17 protein-coding genes are annotated in these 16,799 nt (G+C 72.9%); 12 read left to right on the forward strand and 5 right to left on the reverse strand.

The annotated features are described in order from the left end of the window. Positions 1–266: 266 nt before the first annotated feature. A complete protein-coding gene (trhO, locus tag FFA01_RS09315; RefSeq protein WP_146855389.1) occupies positions 267–1,160 on the forward strand; it encodes an oxygen-dependent tRNA uridine(34) hydroxylase TrhO in 894 nt (297 codons plus the stop codon). Further along, positions 1,157–1,642, forward strand: coding sequence for a pyridoxamine 5'-phosphate oxidase family protein (locus FFA01_RS09320; protein ID WP_146855391.1), 486 nt, complete (start codon positions 1,157–1,159; stop codon positions 1,640–1,642). The genes trhO and FFA01_RS09320 overlap by 4 nt, the downstream gene beginning before the upstream one ends. Before the next feature lie 81 nt (positions 1,643–1,723). On the opposite strand, the gene FFA01_RS09325 is transcribed toward FFA01_RS09320, so the two are convergent. Then, positions 1,724–2,230: a hypothetical protein gene (locus tag FFA01_RS09325; protein WP_146855393.1), complete on the reverse strand. Its 507-nt coding sequence runs from the start codon at positions 2,228–2,230 to the stop codon at positions 1,724–1,726. Between the two features lie 242 nt (positions 2,231–2,472). On the opposite strand from FFA01_RS09325, the gene FFA01_RS09330 reads away from it, so the two are divergent. The 10 genes from FFA01_RS09330 to FFA01_RS09375 all read left to right on the forward strand — a co-directional run bounded on the left by FFA01_RS09330 (position 2,473) and on the right by FFA01_RS09375 (position 12,582). Continuing rightward, complete coding sequence (locus tag FFA01_RS09330; RefSeq protein WP_146855395.1) at positions 2,473–3,498, forward strand: 6-phosphofructokinase; 1,026 nt, start codon at positions 2,473–2,475, stop codon at positions 3,496–3,498. A gap of 115 nt (positions 3,499–3,613) precedes the next feature. Next, positions 3,614–4,102, forward strand: coding sequence for a hypothetical protein (locus FFA01_RS09335; RefSeq protein WP_146855397.1), 489 nt, complete (start codon positions 3,614–3,616; stop codon positions 4,100–4,102). Between the two features lie 75 nt (positions 4,103–4,177). Beyond that, positions 4,178–5,599, forward strand: a complete 1,422-nt coding sequence (locus tag FFA01_RS09340) for an SPFH domain-containing protein (RefSeq protein ID WP_146855399.1) — start codon at positions 4,178–4,180, stop codon at positions 5,597–5,599. A 10-nt stretch (positions 5,600–5,609) separates the two neighbouring features. After that, entirely contained in the window at positions 5,610–6,599 is a 990-nt protein-coding gene (locus tag FFA01_RS09345) for an MDR family oxidoreductase (RefSeq protein WP_146855401.1), read from the forward strand. 107 nt (positions 6,600–6,706) lie between these two features. Further along, the gene (locus FFA01_RS09350) at positions 6,707–7,390 is read left to right on the forward strand and encodes a GntR family transcriptional regulator (protein ID WP_146855403.1); all 684 of its coding nucleotides are present in this window, start codon (positions 6,707–6,709) and stop codon (positions 7,388–7,390) included. A gap of 107 nt (positions 7,391–7,497) precedes the next feature. Next, on the forward strand, positions 7,498–8,187 hold the full coding sequence (locus FFA01_RS09355) for a GntR family transcriptional regulator (protein ID WP_146855405.1): 690 nt from the start codon (positions 7,498–7,500) through the stop codon (positions 8,185–8,187). After that, positions 8,184–9,002 (forward strand): ABC transporter ATP-binding protein, encoded by an 819-nt coding sequence (locus FFA01_RS09360; RefSeq protein WP_146855407.1) that lies wholly within the window; start codon positions 8,184–8,186, stop codon positions 9,000–9,002. Before FFA01_RS09355 ends, FFA01_RS09360 begins: the two co-directional genes overlap by 4 nt. 51 nt (positions 9,003–9,053) lie before the next feature. Beyond that, positions 9,054–9,581, forward strand: coding sequence for a PadR family transcriptional regulator (locus FFA01_RS09365; RefSeq protein WP_146855409.1), 528 nt, complete (start codon positions 9,054–9,056; stop codon positions 9,579–9,581). Continuing rightward, entirely contained in the window at positions 9,578–10,351 is a 774-nt protein-coding gene (locus FFA01_RS09370) for an ABC transporter ATP-binding protein (protein ID WP_146855411.1), read from the forward strand. Before FFA01_RS09365 ends, FFA01_RS09370 begins: the two co-directional genes overlap by 4 nt. Continuing rightward, on the forward strand, positions 10,348–12,582 hold the full coding sequence (locus FFA01_RS09375) for an FtsX-like permease family protein (RefSeq protein ID WP_146855413.1): 2,235 nt from the start codon (positions 10,348–10,350) through the stop codon (positions 12,580–12,582). Before FFA01_RS09370 ends, FFA01_RS09375 begins: the two co-directional genes overlap by 4 nt. A 119-nt stretch (positions 12,583–12,701) precedes the next feature. On the opposite strand, the gene hemL is transcribed toward FFA01_RS09375, so the two are convergent. The 4 genes from hemL to hemC are packed head-to-tail and all read right to left on the reverse strand — an operon-like array spanning position 12,702 to position 16,799. Next, the gene (gene hemL / locus FFA01_RS09380) at positions 12,702–14,045 is read right to left on the reverse strand and encodes a glutamate-1-semialdehyde 2,1-aminomutase (protein ID WP_146855416.1); all 1,344 of its coding nucleotides are present in this window, start codon (positions 14,043–14,045) and stop codon (positions 12,702–12,704) included. After that, a complete protein-coding gene (gene hemB, locus FFA01_RS09385) occupies positions 14,042–15,034 on the reverse strand; it encodes a porphobilinogen synthase (protein ID WP_146855418.1) in 993 nt (330 codons plus the stop codon). The genes hemL and hemB overlap by 4 nt, the downstream gene beginning before the upstream one ends. Further along, positions 15,034–15,816: a uroporphyrinogen-III synthase gene (locus tag FFA01_RS09390; RefSeq protein WP_146855420.1), complete on the reverse strand. Its 783-nt coding sequence runs from the start codon at positions 15,814–15,816 to the stop codon at positions 15,034–15,036. Before FFA01_RS09390 ends, hemB begins: the two co-directional genes overlap by 1 nt. Next, positions 15,813–16,799 carry a hydroxymethylbilane synthase gene (gene hemC / locus FFA01_RS09395; protein WP_146855422.1) on the reverse strand — a complete coding sequence of 329 codons (987 nt, stop codon included), beginning with the start codon at positions 16,797–16,799 and terminating at the stop codon, positions 15,813–15,815. Before hemC ends, FFA01_RS09390 begins: the two co-directional genes overlap by 4 nt.

Raw genomic sequence — 16,799 nt, forward strand, 5'->3', positions numbered from 1 at the left:
CCCCGAGCCACTCCTCGAGCTCGGTGTCGTGCAGCCGATCGCCGTCGCCGAAGCAGCCGCCGACGATGGCCTCGAGCAGGAGGTCGAAGACCTCGTCTCGGTGCAGCCGACGGGTGATGGTCGCCGACGGGGTCGTGGGAATGGGCATCGGTCCTCCTCCGCGTGGGTGCGCCGTGGTCGGGACGCACTCCGTGATCTGTCGTTCCACGTGTCAGAATAGTGCATTCATCATCCAGGTATCGATCACCCGCGATTACACTCGTCCGGTGGCCGTCCCCAAGATCCTGCTGTTCTACGTCTTCACCCCGTTGCGCGACCCCGAGGCCCTGCGCCTGTGGCAGCGCGACCTCTGCCGCTCGCTGGGGCTCACCGGGCGGATCATCCTGTCGCCGCACGGCATCAACGCGACCGTCGGGGGCGATCTCGACGACGTCAAGCGCTACCTCCGCACGACCCGCGAGTACGGGCCCTTCGCCGACCTCGACGCCAAATGGAGCGACGGGACCGGACACGACTTCCCGCGGCTGTCGGTCAAGGTGCGCGACGAGATCGTGACCTTCGGCGCGCCCGACGAGCTCCGGGTCGACGACGACGGCGTGGTGGGCGGGGGGACCCGCCTGAGCCCCGACGAGCTGCACGAGCTCGTCGAGCGCGAGCAGGTCACGTTCTTCGACGGGCGCAACGAGTTCGAGTCCCGCATCGGGCGCTTCCGCGACGCGGTCGTGCCCGACGTCGCGAACACGCGCGAGTTCGTGGCCGAAATCGAGAGCGGACGCTACGACCATCTGAAGGACGAGCCCGTGGTCACGTACTGCACCGGCGGGGTCCGGTGCGAGGTGCTCAGCTCGTTGATGACCGCTCGGGGCTTCACCCGCGTGTACCAGCTCGACGGCGGCGTGGTGCGCTACGGCGAGCGCTTCGGCGACGACGGCCTCTGGGACGGCTCCCTCTACGTCTTCGACGGACGCGGCTCCGTCGACTTCTCCGATCACACGGCGGTGCTGGGCCGCTGCGTACGCTGCGGCGACGCCACGAAGCGCATGCGGAACTGCAGCGACCTGCAGTGCCGCGAGCAGCTCGTCGTCTGCGACGCCTGCGGGTCGCGGGGGGAGGTTCACTGTGAGGCGCACCGCGGTTCCGGCGTAGCGTCATCGGCATGACGGAGACGAACGACATCAGCAAGGTCGCCGAGGTGCTCGACAAGGGCAGGATCGGCATCCTCACCACCCAGGGCAGCAACAAGCACCTCGTGAGCCGACCCCTCGCGATCGTCGATCGCGAGTTCGACGGCAAGGTCTACTTCTTCACGCCCGACCCCTCGCCGAAGGTCGACGATGTGAAGGCCCACCCCCAGGTCAACGTGGCGGTCGAGACCGGCAAGGGCTATCTGTCCTTGTCGGGCGAGGCCTCCATCGTCAAGGACGCGGCCCTCATCGACGAGCTGTGGACCGCGGCCGCCGAGGCGTGGTTCGACAAGGGTCGCGAGGACCCGACCGTCGCCCTCCTCCAGGTCGAGGTCGAGACCGCCGAGTACTGGGTGAGCAACGAGCCGAAGGCCCTCACGCTCCTCAAGTACGCCAAGGCCGCCGTCACCGGCGGGCACCCCGAGAACATCGCCGACACCGGCACCGTCAGGCTCTGAGACCCGACGGGACGAGACGAGGAGGCGCGGTGCGTGACGATCACGCACCGCGCCTCCTCGGCGTCCGGGCCCTCCGCCGGCTCAGCCGCAGGTGACGGTGCGACCCGAGGGGTCGACGTACTCGCCCGCTCCGAGCTGGGCGCAGGTGGCCGACAGCCTCGCCAGGTAGTCGAGGGCGACGACGCCGTAGGCGACGACGGCGACGATGACGACGGCCGCGACGACGACCCCGGTGAGGCCGAGGCGGCGCGAGTAGCCGGCCCGCGACGACCGACGTGCGGCGACCAGGCCGAGCACGAGACCGAGCGGGGCGAAGAAGATCCCGAAGACGATCGACGCGACGGCGAGCCCGTGCCCGGGGTCGTCGGTCGTGCGACGGGGAGGATCCCACGCGTCGTCGTCGTCGAGAGGGGCGAAGTACGAGCCGAAGTCGGACGGGCCCGACCGGTGGCGGGCCGCGGCGGCGTCGTCCACGGCGACCGGAGTCGACGCGTCGACCGGACGGCCGTCAATGGGAGCCGGAGTCGGAGCCCAGATGTCCGGCACGGCCGCCGATCCGGAGGGATCGTGCGCGGAGACGCCGGTCACGGGCCGCGGCGGACCCGCTTCGGGGAGGACGCGGTGCTCTCCTGGCGCCGGTCGGGTGAAGCGCGCCCACGGGGACGGCGGGCGGGGCGACGGGGGTCGGGGGGTCGACGGGTCGCTCATGAGGTCGAGGGTAGTACCGCGCGGTTCGCCGACGCCGTGCTCCGACTCACAGCCTCGTCTGGGCCATGATGGAACCGACCTCGGCCACCGAGCCGGGCCCGACCTTGCGATGGAGCATCACGATGAGAATCGGAATCCTCACCAGCGGCGGCGACTGCCCCGGCCTGAACGCCGTGATCCGCGGCGCCGTCCTCAAGGGCACGCAGATCCACGGGCAGGAGTTCGTCGGCTTCCGAGACGGCTGGCGGGGCGTCGTCGACGCCGACATCGTCCCCCTCGTGCGCAAGGACATCCAGGGCATCGCCAAGCAGGGCGGCACGATCCTCGGCACGAGCCGCACCAACCCCTTCGAGGGCGACGGCGGGGTCGACCGCATCACCGAGAACATGGAGCGCCATGGCATCGACGCCATGATCGCCATCGGCGGCGAGGGCACCCTCGCCGCCGCCAAACGGCTGACCGACGCCGGCATCAAGATCGTCGGCGTCCCCAAGACGGTCGACAACGACCTGGGCGCGACGGACTACACCTTCGGCTTCGACACGGCCGTGCAGATCGCGACCGACGCGATGGACCGCCTCCGCACCACGGGCGAGTCGCACAGCCGGTGCATGGTGGCCGAGGTCATGGGTCGCCACGTCGGCTGGATCGCCCTCCATTCGGGCATGGCCTCCGGCGCCCACGCGATCCTGATCCCCGAGCAGGCCATCAGCATGGATCAGATCGTCGACTGGGTGCGGTCGGCGTACGACCGGGGCCGTGCCCCGCTGGTCGTCGTCGCCGAGGGGTTCGTCCCCGACCACGAGAGCGACGCGCACTCCGAACGAGGCCTCGACGCCTTCGGTCGCCCGCGCCTGGGCGGCATCGGCGAGCGCCTCGCCCCGATCATCGAGGAGCGGACCGGCATCGAGACCCGGGCGACGACCCTCGGGCACATCCAGCGCGGCGGCACCCCGACGTCGTACGACCGCGTCCTCGCCACCCGGCTCGGGCTCGCGGCGAGCGACGCCGTCGAGGAGGGACGGTGGGGGCGGATGGTCGCCCTGCGCGGCACCGACATCGTCCACGTCTCGTTCGAGGAGGCCCTCGACAGCCTCAAGACCGTCCCCCAGCACCGTTACGACGAGGCGTCCATCCTCTTCGGCTGACGACCGGGCCTCGCCTCGACCGGGCCTCGCCTCCCCCGGACCCTGCGAGACCGATCCGTCCACACTCCGCCGCGCAGGCGATGTGCTCGGGGCCGAGTTCTGACAGTCTCGATGCATGGTCACGTTCATCGTCGTCGGGTCGGTGGGGCTCGTCGTCCTCCTGCTCAGCATCGTCGTCGGCGATCTTCTCGACGTCTTCGACATCGGCGACGGCCTGGTCTCGGGCGTCGCCGTCGGCGCTGCCCTGGCCATCTTCGGACTGGCGGGCGTCGTGACGCTCCAGAGCGGCCGGCCCGCGGGGTGGACGTACGCCATCGCCGTCGGCATGGCCCTCGTGGCCCTCGTCGCGATCCAGCTCCTCGTCCGCCGGGTCACCCGACGCGAGACGGGCGGTCACTGGTCGCCCGTCGGCTTCGTCGGCACCGCCACCGAGACCACCACCGCCACCGGGGGCGAGGTCCGACTCGACGACACCCGCGAGCTCGAACGCCGGCTCGCCTTCAGCGTCGAGCGCATCGAGCGCGGTCAGCGCATCCGGGTCGTGGCCGAGACGGGCCCGCGCGTCCAGGTCGTCCGCGACGACGGCGAGACCACCGCCTCCTGACCCGACGGGCCCCGCCGAACGGGTGCCCGCACCCCGACTACAGCCCTGCACCACCGAAGAGAAACGAGAAGCCCGATGGACTTCATCTCCGGAAACATCAGCGTCGTCGCCATCGTCGTCGCGGTCGTCATCGTCGTCGCCCTGCTGTCGTTCGTCGCCAGCCGCGTGCGGCGCGTCCCCCCGAACGAGGCCCTGATCGTCGTGGGCCGCGGCGCCGAGAGGTCCGAGGGCGGCGGCATCTCGAGCCCGCAGAAGGTCATCATCGGGGGTCGCACCTTCGTCTGGCCGATCTTCCAGGAGGGGTTCAAGCTCAGCCTCGAGCAGTACCAGACCCCCGTCGAGGTCCAGGCCATCGACGCGAACTACATCCGCACGGCCGTCAAGGCGACCGTCAACTTCAAGGTCACCGGCACGGAGGACGGCGTCCGTCGGGCCGCCCAGCGCTACCTCCTGCAGCAGCAGCAGCTGCCGGTGATCGTGCAGCAGTCGCTCGAGGGCTCGATCCGCGGCCTCATCGGCGGGCAGCCCGTCGACGACCTCGTCAAGAACTTCTCCCGCCTCGCAGCCGACGCGGTCAACGAGACCAAGGGCGAGCTCGCCGAGCTCGGTCTGCAGATCGAGACGATGAACATCCGCGAGATCGAGACCCCCGGCAGCACGTACCTCGCCGACCGCGGTCGCGCCGAGGCCGCCGTCGCGAAGCAGAACGCCGACGTGGCGGAGGCCGAGGCCGAGCGGATCGCGGCTCTGGCCCGCATCGGCAACACCCAGCAGACGGCCGAGCGCCAGCTGCAGCTCGACGTGCGCCAGGCGCAGATCAAGGCCGAGACCGACCGTGCCAACGCCGAGGCGTCGGCCGCCGGCGAGCTCGCTCGCGCCACGCAGGACAAACTGGTCGCCGAGCAGGAGAGCATCGCCGTCGCCGAACAGGCCAAGGTGAACCAGGAGCGCCTGAACATCGACGTCCGTCAGCCCGCCGAGGCAGCGGCCTACGCCGCCGTCCAGAACGCCGAGGCCGAGCGCGACGCCGCCAACGCCGCCGTCGAGGCCGAGGCCTTCCGTCGCACGCAGCTCGCCGACGCCGCTCGCGCCGCCGCCGAGAACGAGGCCGCCGCCGTCGAGGCCGCCGGTCGCGCCGAGGCCGCCGCCATCAAGGCGAAGGGTCTGGCCGAGGCCGAGGCCGTCGACGCGCTGGCCGAGGCCCAGGGCAAGTTCGGCCAGGCCGCGCTCGCCTCGCAGGTCATCTCGCGCCTGCCCGAGATCGCCCGCGAGATGGCGGCGCCGATGGGCAACATCGACGCGCTGACCGTCGTCTCGACCGACGGGGCGAACGAGCTGACGAAGTCGGTCGCCAACAACATGACGCAGCTGCAGGACGTCGTGAAGGCCACCACCGGTCTCGACCTGGTGAGCGCCCTCGGCGGGTTCCTCGGCGGCCGGGCCGGCGCCTCCGACGCCCCCTCGGCTCACGTCACGACGCCTCGCGACTCCGCCTAGGGTGACCGCCGTGCGCGCCGTCGTCGTCGAGAAGGACCGCCCCGCGTCGCTCCGAGAGGTGGACGAGGCGTTCGTCGGTCTCGCCGACGGCGTCGCCGACGGCCAGGTCGCCGTCGACGTCCACTGGTCGAGCCTCAACTACAAGGACGGCATGGCCCTGGCGGGCGACCCGGGGGTCGCCCGGGTGAGCCCTCTGGTGCCGGGCATCGACCTGGTCGGGGTCGTGTCGGCGTCCGGATCGTCCGACTTCGCCGTCGGCGACCTCGTGGTGGCGAACGGCGCCGGCCTCGGCGAGACGCGGCACGGCGGGTTCGCCGACCGTGCGCTCGTCGAGGCCGGGTCGCTGGTCGCCGTCCCCGACGGGATCGACGCGCGACGCGCGGCCGCCATCGGCACGGCCGGCTTCACGGCGATGCTCAGCGTCCTGCGACTCGAACGCGACGTCCGGCCGGGCGACGGCGAGATCGTCGTCACCGGCGCCGCCGGCGGGGTCGGGTCGGTGGCCGTCGCGGTGCTGAGCCGCCTCGGCTACTCGGTCACCGCCTCCACGGGGCGGGTCGACGAGCGGGGCGCCCACCTGCGCTCGCTCGGCGCCTCCTCCGTCGTCGACCGGTCCGAGCTCGCCGAGCCGGGCCGACCCGTCCAGCGGTCCCGCTGGGCCGGGGGCATCGACTCCGTCGGCAGCACGACGTTGGCGAGCGTGCTCGCGCAGACGTCGTGGGGCGGAACGGTCACGGCCTGCGGTCTCGCTCAGGGCTCCGATCTGCCCACCACCGTGCTGCCGTTCATCCTGCGGGCCGTCACGCTCGCGGGAGTGAACTCCGTGGACGCACCGCCGGCCCTGCGTCGAGAGGCGTGGGGGCGTCTCGCCACCGACCTCGATCTCGACCTGCTCGACTCCATGACGACCGAGACGACCCTCGACGAGGTCGTCGCCCTCGGGCCGGAGATCGTCGCCGGACGGGTCGCGGGACGCACGGTGGTGCGCGTCCGCCCGTGACGCCGTCGACCGCGGCTCGAACCGCCGCCCGCAGGCTCGACATCTCCGGAGGGGTCATCTAAAGTACCGGATAATCGATACATTCTCGCGCATTGAAGGTCTGATACATGCCCATCCCCACCGGCCCCGAGAACCCCGCCCCCCGTCGCCTGCTCCGCGACGTCGTCTTCGACAAGATGCTGGCGGCCATCGAAGACGGCACGCTCCAGCCCGGTGAGCGCCTCAACGACGACGAGCTGGTCACCTGGCTCGGCGTCTCGCGCACCCCCATCCGCGAGGCGATCGCCAAACTCGTCGACTACGGCCTGGTCGAGATGGAGGCCAACCGGTACACGCGTATCGCCCTGCCCGACTTCGAGCTCTACCGGCACGCGCTGCAGGTCTTCGCCGGGCTCAACGAGCTGACCGCGCGGTGGGCCATCCCGCTCCTCACCGACGCCGAGGTCGACGAGTTCACCGCATTCGTCGACACGGCCCTCGAGAGGCACGAGGCCCGCGACGTCGACGGTCTCGCCGACTTCCAGGCCGTGACCACCTACCTCAGAGGCAAGATCGGCAACCCTCTGCTCGACAACGCCGAGCAGCTCGTCACCGCGCGGGTGATGTTCATGTCGAAGCCCGTCCTCGAGCACTGGCAGTGGGACCTCACCGCCGAGTACCTGACCCGGATCCGCGAGGCCGTGCGCAAGCGCGACGTCGACCTCGCGACCGCCGCGTTCATCCCGCTGAACGAGGCGAACCTCCGCCACCTCGAGGCCGTCGAGGTCGACGGGGCCCTCATCACCCGCTGACCGCGCCTCCACACGAGCGCCGACGCAGTACCGCACCACCTCGTCGGTGCGGGGCGGACAGGGAACCGACCCGCACCTCCCACCCTCCATCCAACCCAGGAGACCCCATGCCGATCCCCACGCTCACCGACCAGCCGCCCGCTCCCCGTCGCCTGCTCCGCGACGTCGTCTACGACAAGATGTTCGCCGCGATCATCGACGGCACCCTCGAGTTCGGCGAACGACTGAACGACGACCAGCTGGTCGCGTGGCTGGGCGTCTCGCGCACCCCCGTCCGCGAGGCCATCGCGAAGCTCGCCGACCAGGCCCTGGTCGACATCGAGGCCAACCGCTACACGCGCATCGTCCACCCGACCTTCGACGAGTTCGTCGACACCATCGACGTCGGTTACGCCGTCTGGTCGCTCTTCGTCGAGCGCGGCGTCGCCCGACTCGGCAAGAACCAGCGGGCCGAGGCCGTGAAGATCCTCGACGCACGGGCCAAGGCGTTCGCCGCCCATAAGCCCGAAGACGATCAGGCGCTCGTCCGCTTCAACGAGCTGCTGCTCGAGGCCAGCGGGAGCACCTCGCTCACGCGCCTGTGGGCGAACACCGGCCCGCGCCTCCTGCTGCTCATCCGCCGCCCGTCGGCCCAGGGCCTGTTCGACTTCGACGCCGCCCTGGCGTTCACGACGACCCTGCGCGACGCCGTGGCCGACGGCGACGCCGAAGCCGCCGCCGAGGCCGTCCGCACCCAGCCCCAGCGCCTGGCCGCGTTCCACGAGAAGGTCCGCGAGGCGGGCGTCTACGCCTCGTGACCTCCGCGTCGGCGGCGACGAGCGCCTCCTCCCCGATCGTGCTCGACGTCGCCGACGTCCGGGTCCGGCGTGCCGGCCGTGATCTGCTCGGCGGGGTCTCGCTGCGCGTCCGGGCCGCCGAGCACTGGGCGCTGATCGGCCCGAACGGGGCCGGCAAGACCACTCTCCTGACGCTCTGCGGCGCACTCGGCCACCCGTCGGCGGGCACCGTCGACGTGCTCGGCCGCCGTCTCGGCCGGGTCGAGCTGAGCGAGCTCCGTCGGCACATCGGCCACGTCGACCCCCGGCACCGGATGCTCGGGGACAACCCGGTGCTCGACGTCGTGCTCACCGGCCTCACCGGCAGCAGCGATCCCGTGCCGCGCTGGTCGGCGACGCCGGCCGAGGAGGCGCGGGCACGGTCGCTCATCGCCTCCGTCGGTCTCGGGGCCCGGTCCGGATCCCGGTGGTCGGTGCTCTCGCAGGGCGAGCGCGGTCGGGCGCTGATCGCCCGGGCGCTCGTCGCCGATCCGGCCCTCCTCCTGCTCGACGAGCCGGCCACCGGGCTCGACGTCGCCGCGCGCGAGCACCTGCTCGACACGCTCGACGAGGTCCGCGCGGCGCACCCCGACATCGCCTCGGTGACCGTGACGCACCACCTCGAGGACCTCCCTGCCAGCACCAGCCACGCGGTCCTGCTGCGCGACGGCCTGGTCTTCGCGCAGGGCCCCGCCGACGACGTGCTGACGTCGGAGAGGGTGTCGGCGGCGTTCGACCACCCGCTCGTCGTCGACCGCGTCGACGGACGCTGGTCGGCCCGGACCCGTCGGGGATAGCCGCCTCGCGGCGCTCGCGCTGGACTACACACCGAGTGTATAGTCCAGCGCATGGACAACTCCCGTGCCCTCCTCGGGCTGCTCAGCGTCGAGCCGACCTACGGCTACGACCTCAAGCACGACTACGACCGTCACTTCGGGCGGCGGAAGCCCCTCGCCCTGGGCCAGGTGTACTCGACCCTCGCCCGCATGATCCGCGACGGGCTGATCCGCACGCTCGGCTCGGAGGCGGGCGGGGGGCCCGACCGGAAGCGCTACGAGGTCACCGACGCCGGTCGGCGGGCCCTGCGCGAGTGGATGTTCACGCCCGACGTGCCCTCCGACACACTGCAGAGCAACCTGTTCGCCAAGACGGTCGTGGCCCTGCTGGTCGACGACGACGCCGAGGCGCTCCTCGACGCCCAGCGGGCGGAGCACATGTCGCGCATGCGCGAGCACACCCGCGCCAAGCGCGACGCCGACCTCGTCGACGTGCTGCTGCACGACCACGCGCTCTTCCACATCGAGGCCGACCTCCGCTGGATCGACCTGACCGGGGCGCGTCTCGCCGAGCTGCGGCGGGCGGTGAGGCGCTCGTGAGCGGCTCGGCCCCCCTGTCGGCTCGAGGCCTCACGGTGTCCTTCGGCCGCACCGAGGCCCTCCGCGGCGTCGACCTCGACGTCGAGGCGGGCGAGGTCCTCGCCGTCATGGGTCCGTCCGGATCGGGGAAGTCGACGCTCCTCCATGCCCTCGCCGGGGTCATCGTGCCCGACTCGGGAACGGTCTCGCTGGGCGACACCGTGATCAGCGACCTGCCGGAACCCGCTCGGGCGCAGCTGCGCCTCCGCGAGTTCGGCTTCGTCTTCCAGTTCGGTCAGCTGCTGCCCGACCTCACCGCTCTCGACAACGTCACCCTCCCCCTCCTCCTCACCGGTCACTCGCGCCGACGGGCTCGACGCCAAGCCGCCTCCTGGCTCGAGCGACTCGGGGTGGCCGACACGCGCGACCAGGTCCCGAGCGAGGTCTCCGGAGGGCAGGCGCAGCGCATCGCGATCGCCCGGGCCCTCGTCACCGGGCCCCGCGTGGTCTTCGCCGACGAACCCACCGGGTCGCTCGACTCGCTCGCGGCCGAGAGCGTCATGACGACCCTGACCGATCTCGCCCGCGACACCGGCGCCACGATCGTCGTCGTCACCCACGATCCGCGCACGGCGGCCCATGCGGACCGGGAGGTCGTCGTCCGCGACGGGCGGATCGGCGGCCGGACCGGCGGCGGGGCACGCGGCGAGGCGGGCGGCGAGGCGGGCTGCCCGGCCGGCGACGACGCCGACCGCGCACCCCGTCGGCCGGTCGTGCGGACACGAGCATGAACCCCGCCGTCATCCCCCTCGTCGCGGCCGGCGGACGCGGCGACCGCGCACGGCTGCTCGGCATGGTCGCCGGCGTCATGGTGGGAGTCGCCCTGTTCCTCCTCCTCTGGGGCGCCTACCAGGCCCTCCAGCTCCGCGAGGAGCGCACCGCCTGGCTCCAGTTCGGCGGCGTCGACGCGACCTACGTCGCCGACCTCGAGTCCGGCCCGGCCGCCGACGCCGTCGTCGCACGGCTGGGGACGGACCACGTCGCCGACGCTGCGATCCAGCGGGTCGACGTCTCGGCTCCGACCGGCGACCCCGCCGGCACGCCGCAGATCCCCGGACTCGACGGACTCCCGCCCGTGGGCGCGTACGCCGCCTCCCCCGCTCTCGCCGCCCTCATCGCATCGACGCCGAGGGACGAGCTGGGCGACCGCTTCGGCGAGCAGGTCGGCATCCTCGACGCGGGATCGCTGCCGACGCCCGATGCGCTCGTGGTCGTCGTGGGCACCGACCGCGACGCTCTCGTCACCGACCCGGCCGCCATCCAGGTCGCGTCGTTCACGGGCCAGCCCTACGGCGGCAGCACCAACTACCAGATCGTCGCGCTGATCGGCAGCATCGCCCTGCTGTTCCCCGTCCTGCTGCTCGTCTCGATCGTCACCGACCTCGGGGCGGCGCAGCGTCGCGACCGTCTCTCGACGTTGCGCCTGATCGGAGCGACGCGCGGCGACGTCGCCCGCATCTCCGCCGTCGAGACCGGGGTGACCAGCCTGGTGGGTGCGCTGGCCGGCGTCGCCCTCGCGCGCCTCCTCGTCCCCCTCGCGGCGCAGCTGCGGATCGACGGCGGGCGGTTCTTCGCCGCCGACCTCGTGGCGTCGCCTCTCACCGCGGTCGTGGCCGTCGCGGTCACCGTCGCCGCCTCCATGGCGGTCGCCGTCGCCCGCGTGCGTCGCAGCGACCCGGGGCCTCTCGGAGCATCTCGACCGTCGGCCGAGACGGTGCCTCGCGCGTGGCGGCTCGCGCCGGTCGGTCTGGGCGTGACGGGCATGGTGGCCGTGACCGTCGCCGAGATCTCGGGCGTCCGGGTCCCGTACTCGGCGGCGCTGCTCATCGCCGGGTTCGTGATCACGAGCGTCGGTCTGCTCGCCGCCGGGCCCTACCTCACCTGGCTCGTCACGCGAGGGGCCGCGGGCCGGGCGCGCGACGCCTCCGGGCTGATCGCGATGAGCCGCATCAGCCGGGCGCCCCGGGCCACGTTCCGCTCGGTCGGGGGCCTCGTGATCGCCGTGTTCATGGTCTCGGTGTTCGCCGGCGCCGCCAGCACGGCGGTGGGCCAGGCCGGCCTCGTGACGGACGACGACCACCTGCCGCCGTCCACCCTCTTCGCCGACCTCGACCAGACGGGCTCCGATCCGGTCGGCACCGACCCGAGCCCCGGAGCCGAGGAGGCGCGGGCCGGCTCGACCCCCGCCGCCATCCGCTCCGCCGTCGACCCCGTGACGCGCGTGGCCGGTGTCGAGCACGTCGCGGTCGCGTCGTGGTCGTCCGAGTCGATGGGCGGGCTGCTGCTCACCCGTGACGACGCCGCCGGGCTCGGCCTGACGCTGCCCGCGGGCGACGACCCGTTCGTCGAGCTGGGCATCGCCGCGAAGAGCGACGGCCCCGCCGCCCTGACGGCCGCGCCCGCTCCCGGTGTTCTCACGCCGGCGGTCGTCATCGTCGCGACCGACGGGACGACCGGCGCCGTCGATCGAGCCCGCACGGCCCTCGACACCGGACCCGTGGTCCTGTGGGGGCATCCGGTCACGAGAGCCGAGAACGCCGGGAGCTCGCTCCGCACGATGGTCGAGAGCTTCGCCGCGATGGCGAACGTCGGCATGGGCATCGCCACGTTGGTCGCCGCCGCCTCGCTGACGGTCGCCACGACGGCGGGGGTCCTCGATCGGCGGCGGCCCCTCGGGCTCCTGCGCCTCACCGGCATGCCCGTCGCCACCCTGCGCAGGATCCTCCTGCGCGAAGCCGCCGTCCCCCTCGTCACGGTGACGGCGGGCACGGTGGGGCTGGGGTTCGTCGTCGCGTGGACGATCCTGGCCGGTCTCACCGGCGGCGCGCGGACGATCTCCTGGCCGGATCCGTCGTACCTGGTCGTCCTGGCGGTCAGCGTCGCCCTGGCCGTCGCGTCGGTCGTCGCGACCTTCCCCACGGCCGAGCGCAGCACCGGGACCGGGTCGACGCGCTTCGAGTGACGGCGGAACCTCCGCGTGAGCGGAGAACCCGGTCGTGACGGGGTTCGACGCTCACGCGGGGGTTCCCGCTCGCGGCGCCCGGATCAGGGCGGCGCCCGCGGCGGCTCGGTGCAGGCGGCTCAGTGCGGGGCGGTCGCGGCGGCGGCGGCCTTCGCGGCGGCGGGCAGGGCGTCGAGGATGCGCGACACGGCGGTCTCGTCGTGCGCGGCCGTGACGAACCAGGCCTCGAAGACCGACGGGGGCAGGTTCACCCCGGCGTCGAGCATGGCGTGGAAGAACGGCGGGTAGCGCCAGGCCTGCTGAGCCCGGACGTCGTCGTAGTTCAGCGGCGCGGTCGGCGTGAACGCGAACGAGAACAGCGAGCCCGCACGCTGCACGCTGTGCTCGACACCCTCGGCCGACAGGGCGTCGGAGACGGCGACCGAGAGCTGGTCGGCGACCGCGTCGAGGGTCTCGTAGACGGCGGGGGTGGCGAGCCGCAGGGTCGCGGTGCCGGCGGCGACGGCGACCGGGTTCCCGCTGAGCGTGCCGGCCTGGTAGACCGGGCCGAGCGGGGCCAGGTAGTCCATGACCTCGGTGCGACCGCCGAGCGCGGCGAGCGGCAGGCCACCGCCGATGACCTTGCCGAAGGTGATCAGGTCGGGCTGCCAGCCGCCGCCGTCGGGCACGACGTTCGCGGCCTCGAGGCCCCACCAGCCCGCAGGGCCCACGCGGAATCCGGTCAGCACCTCGTCGACGATGAGCAGCGACCCGTTGCGTCGGGTGATCTCGGACAGGCTGCGGTTGAAGCCGCGCTGCGGGGCGAGGACGCCCATGTTGGCGGCGGCCGACTCGACGATCACGGCGGCGATGCGCGGGCCGTGCTCGTCGAAGGCGGCCCGGACGGCGTCGAGGTCGTTGTACGGCAGCACGAGGGTCTGCGCTGCCGTCTCGGCCGTGATGCCGGCCGAACCGGGCATCGACAGGGTCGCGACGCCCGAGCCGGCCTCGGCGAGGAGCGAGTCGGAGTGACCGTGATAGTGCCCGGCGAACTTCACGAGCAGGTCGCGGCCGGTGTATCCGCGGGCCAGCCGGATGGCCGTCATGGTCGCCTCGGTGCCGGTGGACACCATCCGCAGCTTGCCGATCGGGTGGGCGTCGCCGACCGAGACGCGTTCGCGCACCAGCTCGGCGAGCTCGGTCTCGCCGGGGGTCGAGGCCCCGAACGACAGCCCGCGTGCCGCGGCCTGCTGGACGGCCTCGAGGACCTCGGGGTGGGTGTGGCCGAGGATGGCCGGGCCCCACGAGGCCACGAGGTCGACGTACTCGCGCCCCTCGGTGTCGGTCACGTAGGCGCCCTGCGCCCCGACCAGGAACCTCGGCGTGCCGCCGACCGAGCCGTAGGCGCGCACAGGCGAGTTCACGCCGCCGGGGATGGACTGCTTGGCTCGGGTGAAGTAGTGCTCGTTGCTGCGGTCGCTCATCGGATGAGTCCCTTCTGCAGGCGCGTGGCCAGTTCCGTCGCCCAGTAGGTCAGGATGGCGTCGGCTCCGGCGCGCTTGATCGACAGCACGCTCTCGTACGAGGCGGCGTCGAGATCGATCCACCCGTTGGCGGCGGCGGCCTGGATCATCGCGTACTCGCCGCTGATCTGATAGGCCCAGACCGGAACGGTGCTGGTCGCGGCGGTCTCGGCCAGCACGTCGAGGTAGCTCATGGCGGGCTTCACCATGACGATGTCGGCCCCCTCGGCGATGTCGAGGTCGACCTCGCGGAGGCCCTCGCGGCCGTTGGCGGCGTCGAGCTGGTAGGTGCGTCGGTCGCCGACGAGCGTCGACTGGACGGCCTCGCGGAACGGGCCGTAGAACGCCGAGGCGTACTTGGCCGAGTAGGCCAGCAGGGCGGTGTTCGAGTGACCGGCGTCGTCGAGGGCGTCGCGCGCCGACCCGATCTGGCCGTCCATCATGCCGCTCATGCCGATCAGCTGCGAGCCGGCTTCCGCCTGCACGACCGCCATCTCGTCGTAGCGCTCGAGGGTGGAGTCGTTGTCGACCGAACCGTCCGCGGCCAGGACGCCGCAGTGCCCGTGGTCCGTGAACTCGTCGAGGCAGAGGTCGGTCTGCACGACGAGCGCGCCCTGCGCGGCGTCGACCGCCACCCGGGTCGCGACGTTGAGGATGCCGTCGGGGTCGGTCGCGCCCGAGCCGATCGCGTCCTTCTCGAGCGGGACGCCGAACAGCATGACGCCGCCGACACCCGCCGCGGCGGCCTCCTCGACCGCGCGGGGGAGGCTCGACAGGCTGTGGTGCATCACGCCCGGCATCGAGCTGATCTCGACCGGCTCGTCGATGCCCTCGCGGACGAACATCGGCAGCACCAGGTCGGCGGGGTGGAGGCGCGTCTCGGCGGTCAGACGGCGCAGAGCGGGGGTGGCGCGCAGCCGACGAGGGCGCACGCGGGGGAACTCGGACATCAATCCTTCTCGGAATCGGAGGGGCGTCCGTCCAGCGCGTGGTCGACCACGGCCTGGACGAGGGCGGCCGCCGAGCGGGTCTCGGCGATCAGGTGGACCGGCAGGCCGGCGGCCCGGGCGTCGAACGCGGTGCGCGGTCCGATGCAGGCCACCAGGGTGCCGGCGGGGAGGGGGGCGAGCTGGGCGGCGATCTGCCGCGCGACGCTGCCCGAGGTGATGAGGATGACGCCGATCTCGCCGGACGAGACGCCCGCCTTGACGGTCTCGGCGACCTCGACGCCGACCGTCCGGTAGGCGGAGACGAACTCGGCGTCGAAGCCGCGCTCGGAGAGCCCGGCGACGAGGGTCGGCTCGGCGAGGTCGGACTGCGGCACGAGCACGCGGCCCTGGACGTCGTCGCGCGGCCACTCCTTGACCAGGCCGCGGGCCGAGTTGTCGCCCTCGGGCACGAAGTCGACCCGGTAGCCGGACAACGACAGCGCGGCCGCGGTGGTCTCCCCGACCGCGGCGATCCGGGTCGATGCGGGCGGACGGATGCCGTTGCCGACCAGGACGTCGACCGTGGTGGCGCTCGTGACCACGAGCCAGTCGTAGACGCCGGCCTCGAGCCGGGCCAGGGCCGCGGCGAGCAGCTCGGGGGTCTCGGCCGGCGCGAAGTTGATGATCGGCGCGATCACGGGGGAGGCGCCGTGGGAGCGCAGCGACGCGGCGACGCCGTCGCCCCACTTGCCGCCGCGCGGCACGAGGACCCGGGTGCCCTTGAGCGGTCGCCCGGCGGTCACGAGGCGCTGCCCAGAGGGTCGCCGCCGGAGGGGCCGCCGCCGATCGGGGCGAGGTCGGCGGCGCCGAGCTCGAGCAGTTCGTCGACGACGCGGCGCGAGACCTCGAAGACGTCGACGAGCTGGGCCTCGACGGGGCCGTCGTCGAGCGAGACGGCGTGCGACGACGAGACCGTGCCGGTCCCGTCGGGGCTGTAGACCGTCGCGCTGAGCAGCAGGAGACCGGCGTCGACCACGGCGGTCGCGCCGATCGGGGCCGCGCACCCCGCCTCGAGCCCGGCGAGCACCTGGCGCTCGGCGGTCACCACCAGACGGGTCTCGCGGTCCTCGACGGCACCGAGGCCGCGGGCGAGGACGTCGTCGGGGTCGCCTTCGCGCACCTCGACGGCGAGCGAGCCCTGGCCGGGCGCCGTGGGCCACCAGCCGAGGCCGAGCAGCTCGGTCGCAGCCTCGAGTCGGCCGAGTCGGCCGAGTCCGGCGGCGGACAGCACGACGGCGTCGAGATCCTCCTCGACCCGACGGAGGCGCGTGTCGACGTTGCCGCGGATGTCGACGACCTCGAGGTCGGGGCGTCGCGAGAGCAGCTGGGCCACGCGTCGAGGCGAGCCCGTCCCCACGCGAGCACCCTGCGGCAGCGTCTCGAGGGTGAGTCCGTCACGCGCGCAGAGCGCGTCGCGCGCGTCGGCGCGTCCGGGAGTGGCGCCGATGACCAGGCCCGGGTGCGTCGCGGTGGGGAGGTCCTTCAGGCTGTGCACGAGCACGTCGCACTCGTCGGCGAGGAGGGCCGTCCGCAGGGCGCTGGCGAACACGCCGGTGCCCCCCAGGGAGGCCAGCGACTCGCCCGAGCCCTGGGTGCGGTCGCCCTCGGTGTGGATCCGGACCAGTTCGACGTCGGTGCCCGTGGCCCGTGCCAGCCGATCGGCGATCGTGGTGGACTGCGCGACAGCGAGGGCGCTGCCACGGGTTCCGACGCGGAGGGTCGCCAC

Source organism: Frigoribacterium faeni (genome assembly GCF_007988805.1).
Classification (GTDB): domain Bacteria; phylum Actinomycetota; class Actinomycetes; order Actinomycetales; family Microbacteriaceae; genus Frigoribacterium; species Frigoribacterium faeni.

Excerpts from the sequence above, each read along its gene's own strand:
- FFA01_RS09320 (WP_146855391.1), top strand. The coding sequence starts at position 1,157 with ATGACGGAGACGAACGACATCAGCAAGGTCGCCGAGGTGCTCGACAAG.
- FFA01_RS09330 (WP_146855395.1), top strand. The coding sequence starts at position 2,473 with ATGAGAATCGGAATCCTCACCAGCGGCGGCGACTGCCCCGGCCTGAAC.
- FFA01_RS09335 (WP_146855397.1), top strand. The coding sequence starts at position 3,614 with ATGGTCACGTTCATCGTCGTCGGGTCGGTGGGGCTCGTCGTCCTCCTG.
- FFA01_RS09340 (WP_146855399.1), top strand. The coding sequence starts at position 4,178 with ATGGACTTCATCTCCGGAAACATCAGCGTCGTCGCCATCGTCGTCGCG.
- FFA01_RS09350 (WP_146855403.1), top strand. The coding sequence starts at position 6,707 with ATGCCCATCCCCACCGGCCCCGAGAACCCCGCCCCCCGTCGCCTGCTC.
- FFA01_RS09355 (WP_146855405.1), top strand. The coding sequence starts at position 7,498 with ATGCCGATCCCCACGCTCACCGACCAGCCGCCCGCTCCCCGTCGCCTG.
- FFA01_RS09365 (WP_146855409.1), top strand. The coding sequence starts at position 9,054 with ATGGACAACTCCCGTGCCCTCCTCGGGCTGCTCAGCGTCGAGCCGACC.
- FFA01_RS09375 (WP_146855413.1), top strand. The coding sequence starts at position 10,348 with ATGAACCCCGCCGTCATCCCCCTCGTCGCGGCCGGCGGACGCGGCGAC.
- hemL (WP_146855416.1), bottom strand. The coding sequence starts at position 14,045 with ATGAGCGACCGCAGCAACGAGCACTACTTCACCCGAGCCAAGCAGTCC.
- hemB (WP_146855418.1), bottom strand. The coding sequence starts at position 15,034 with ATGTCCGAGTTCCCCCGCGTGCGCCCTCGTCGGCTGCGCGCCACCCCC.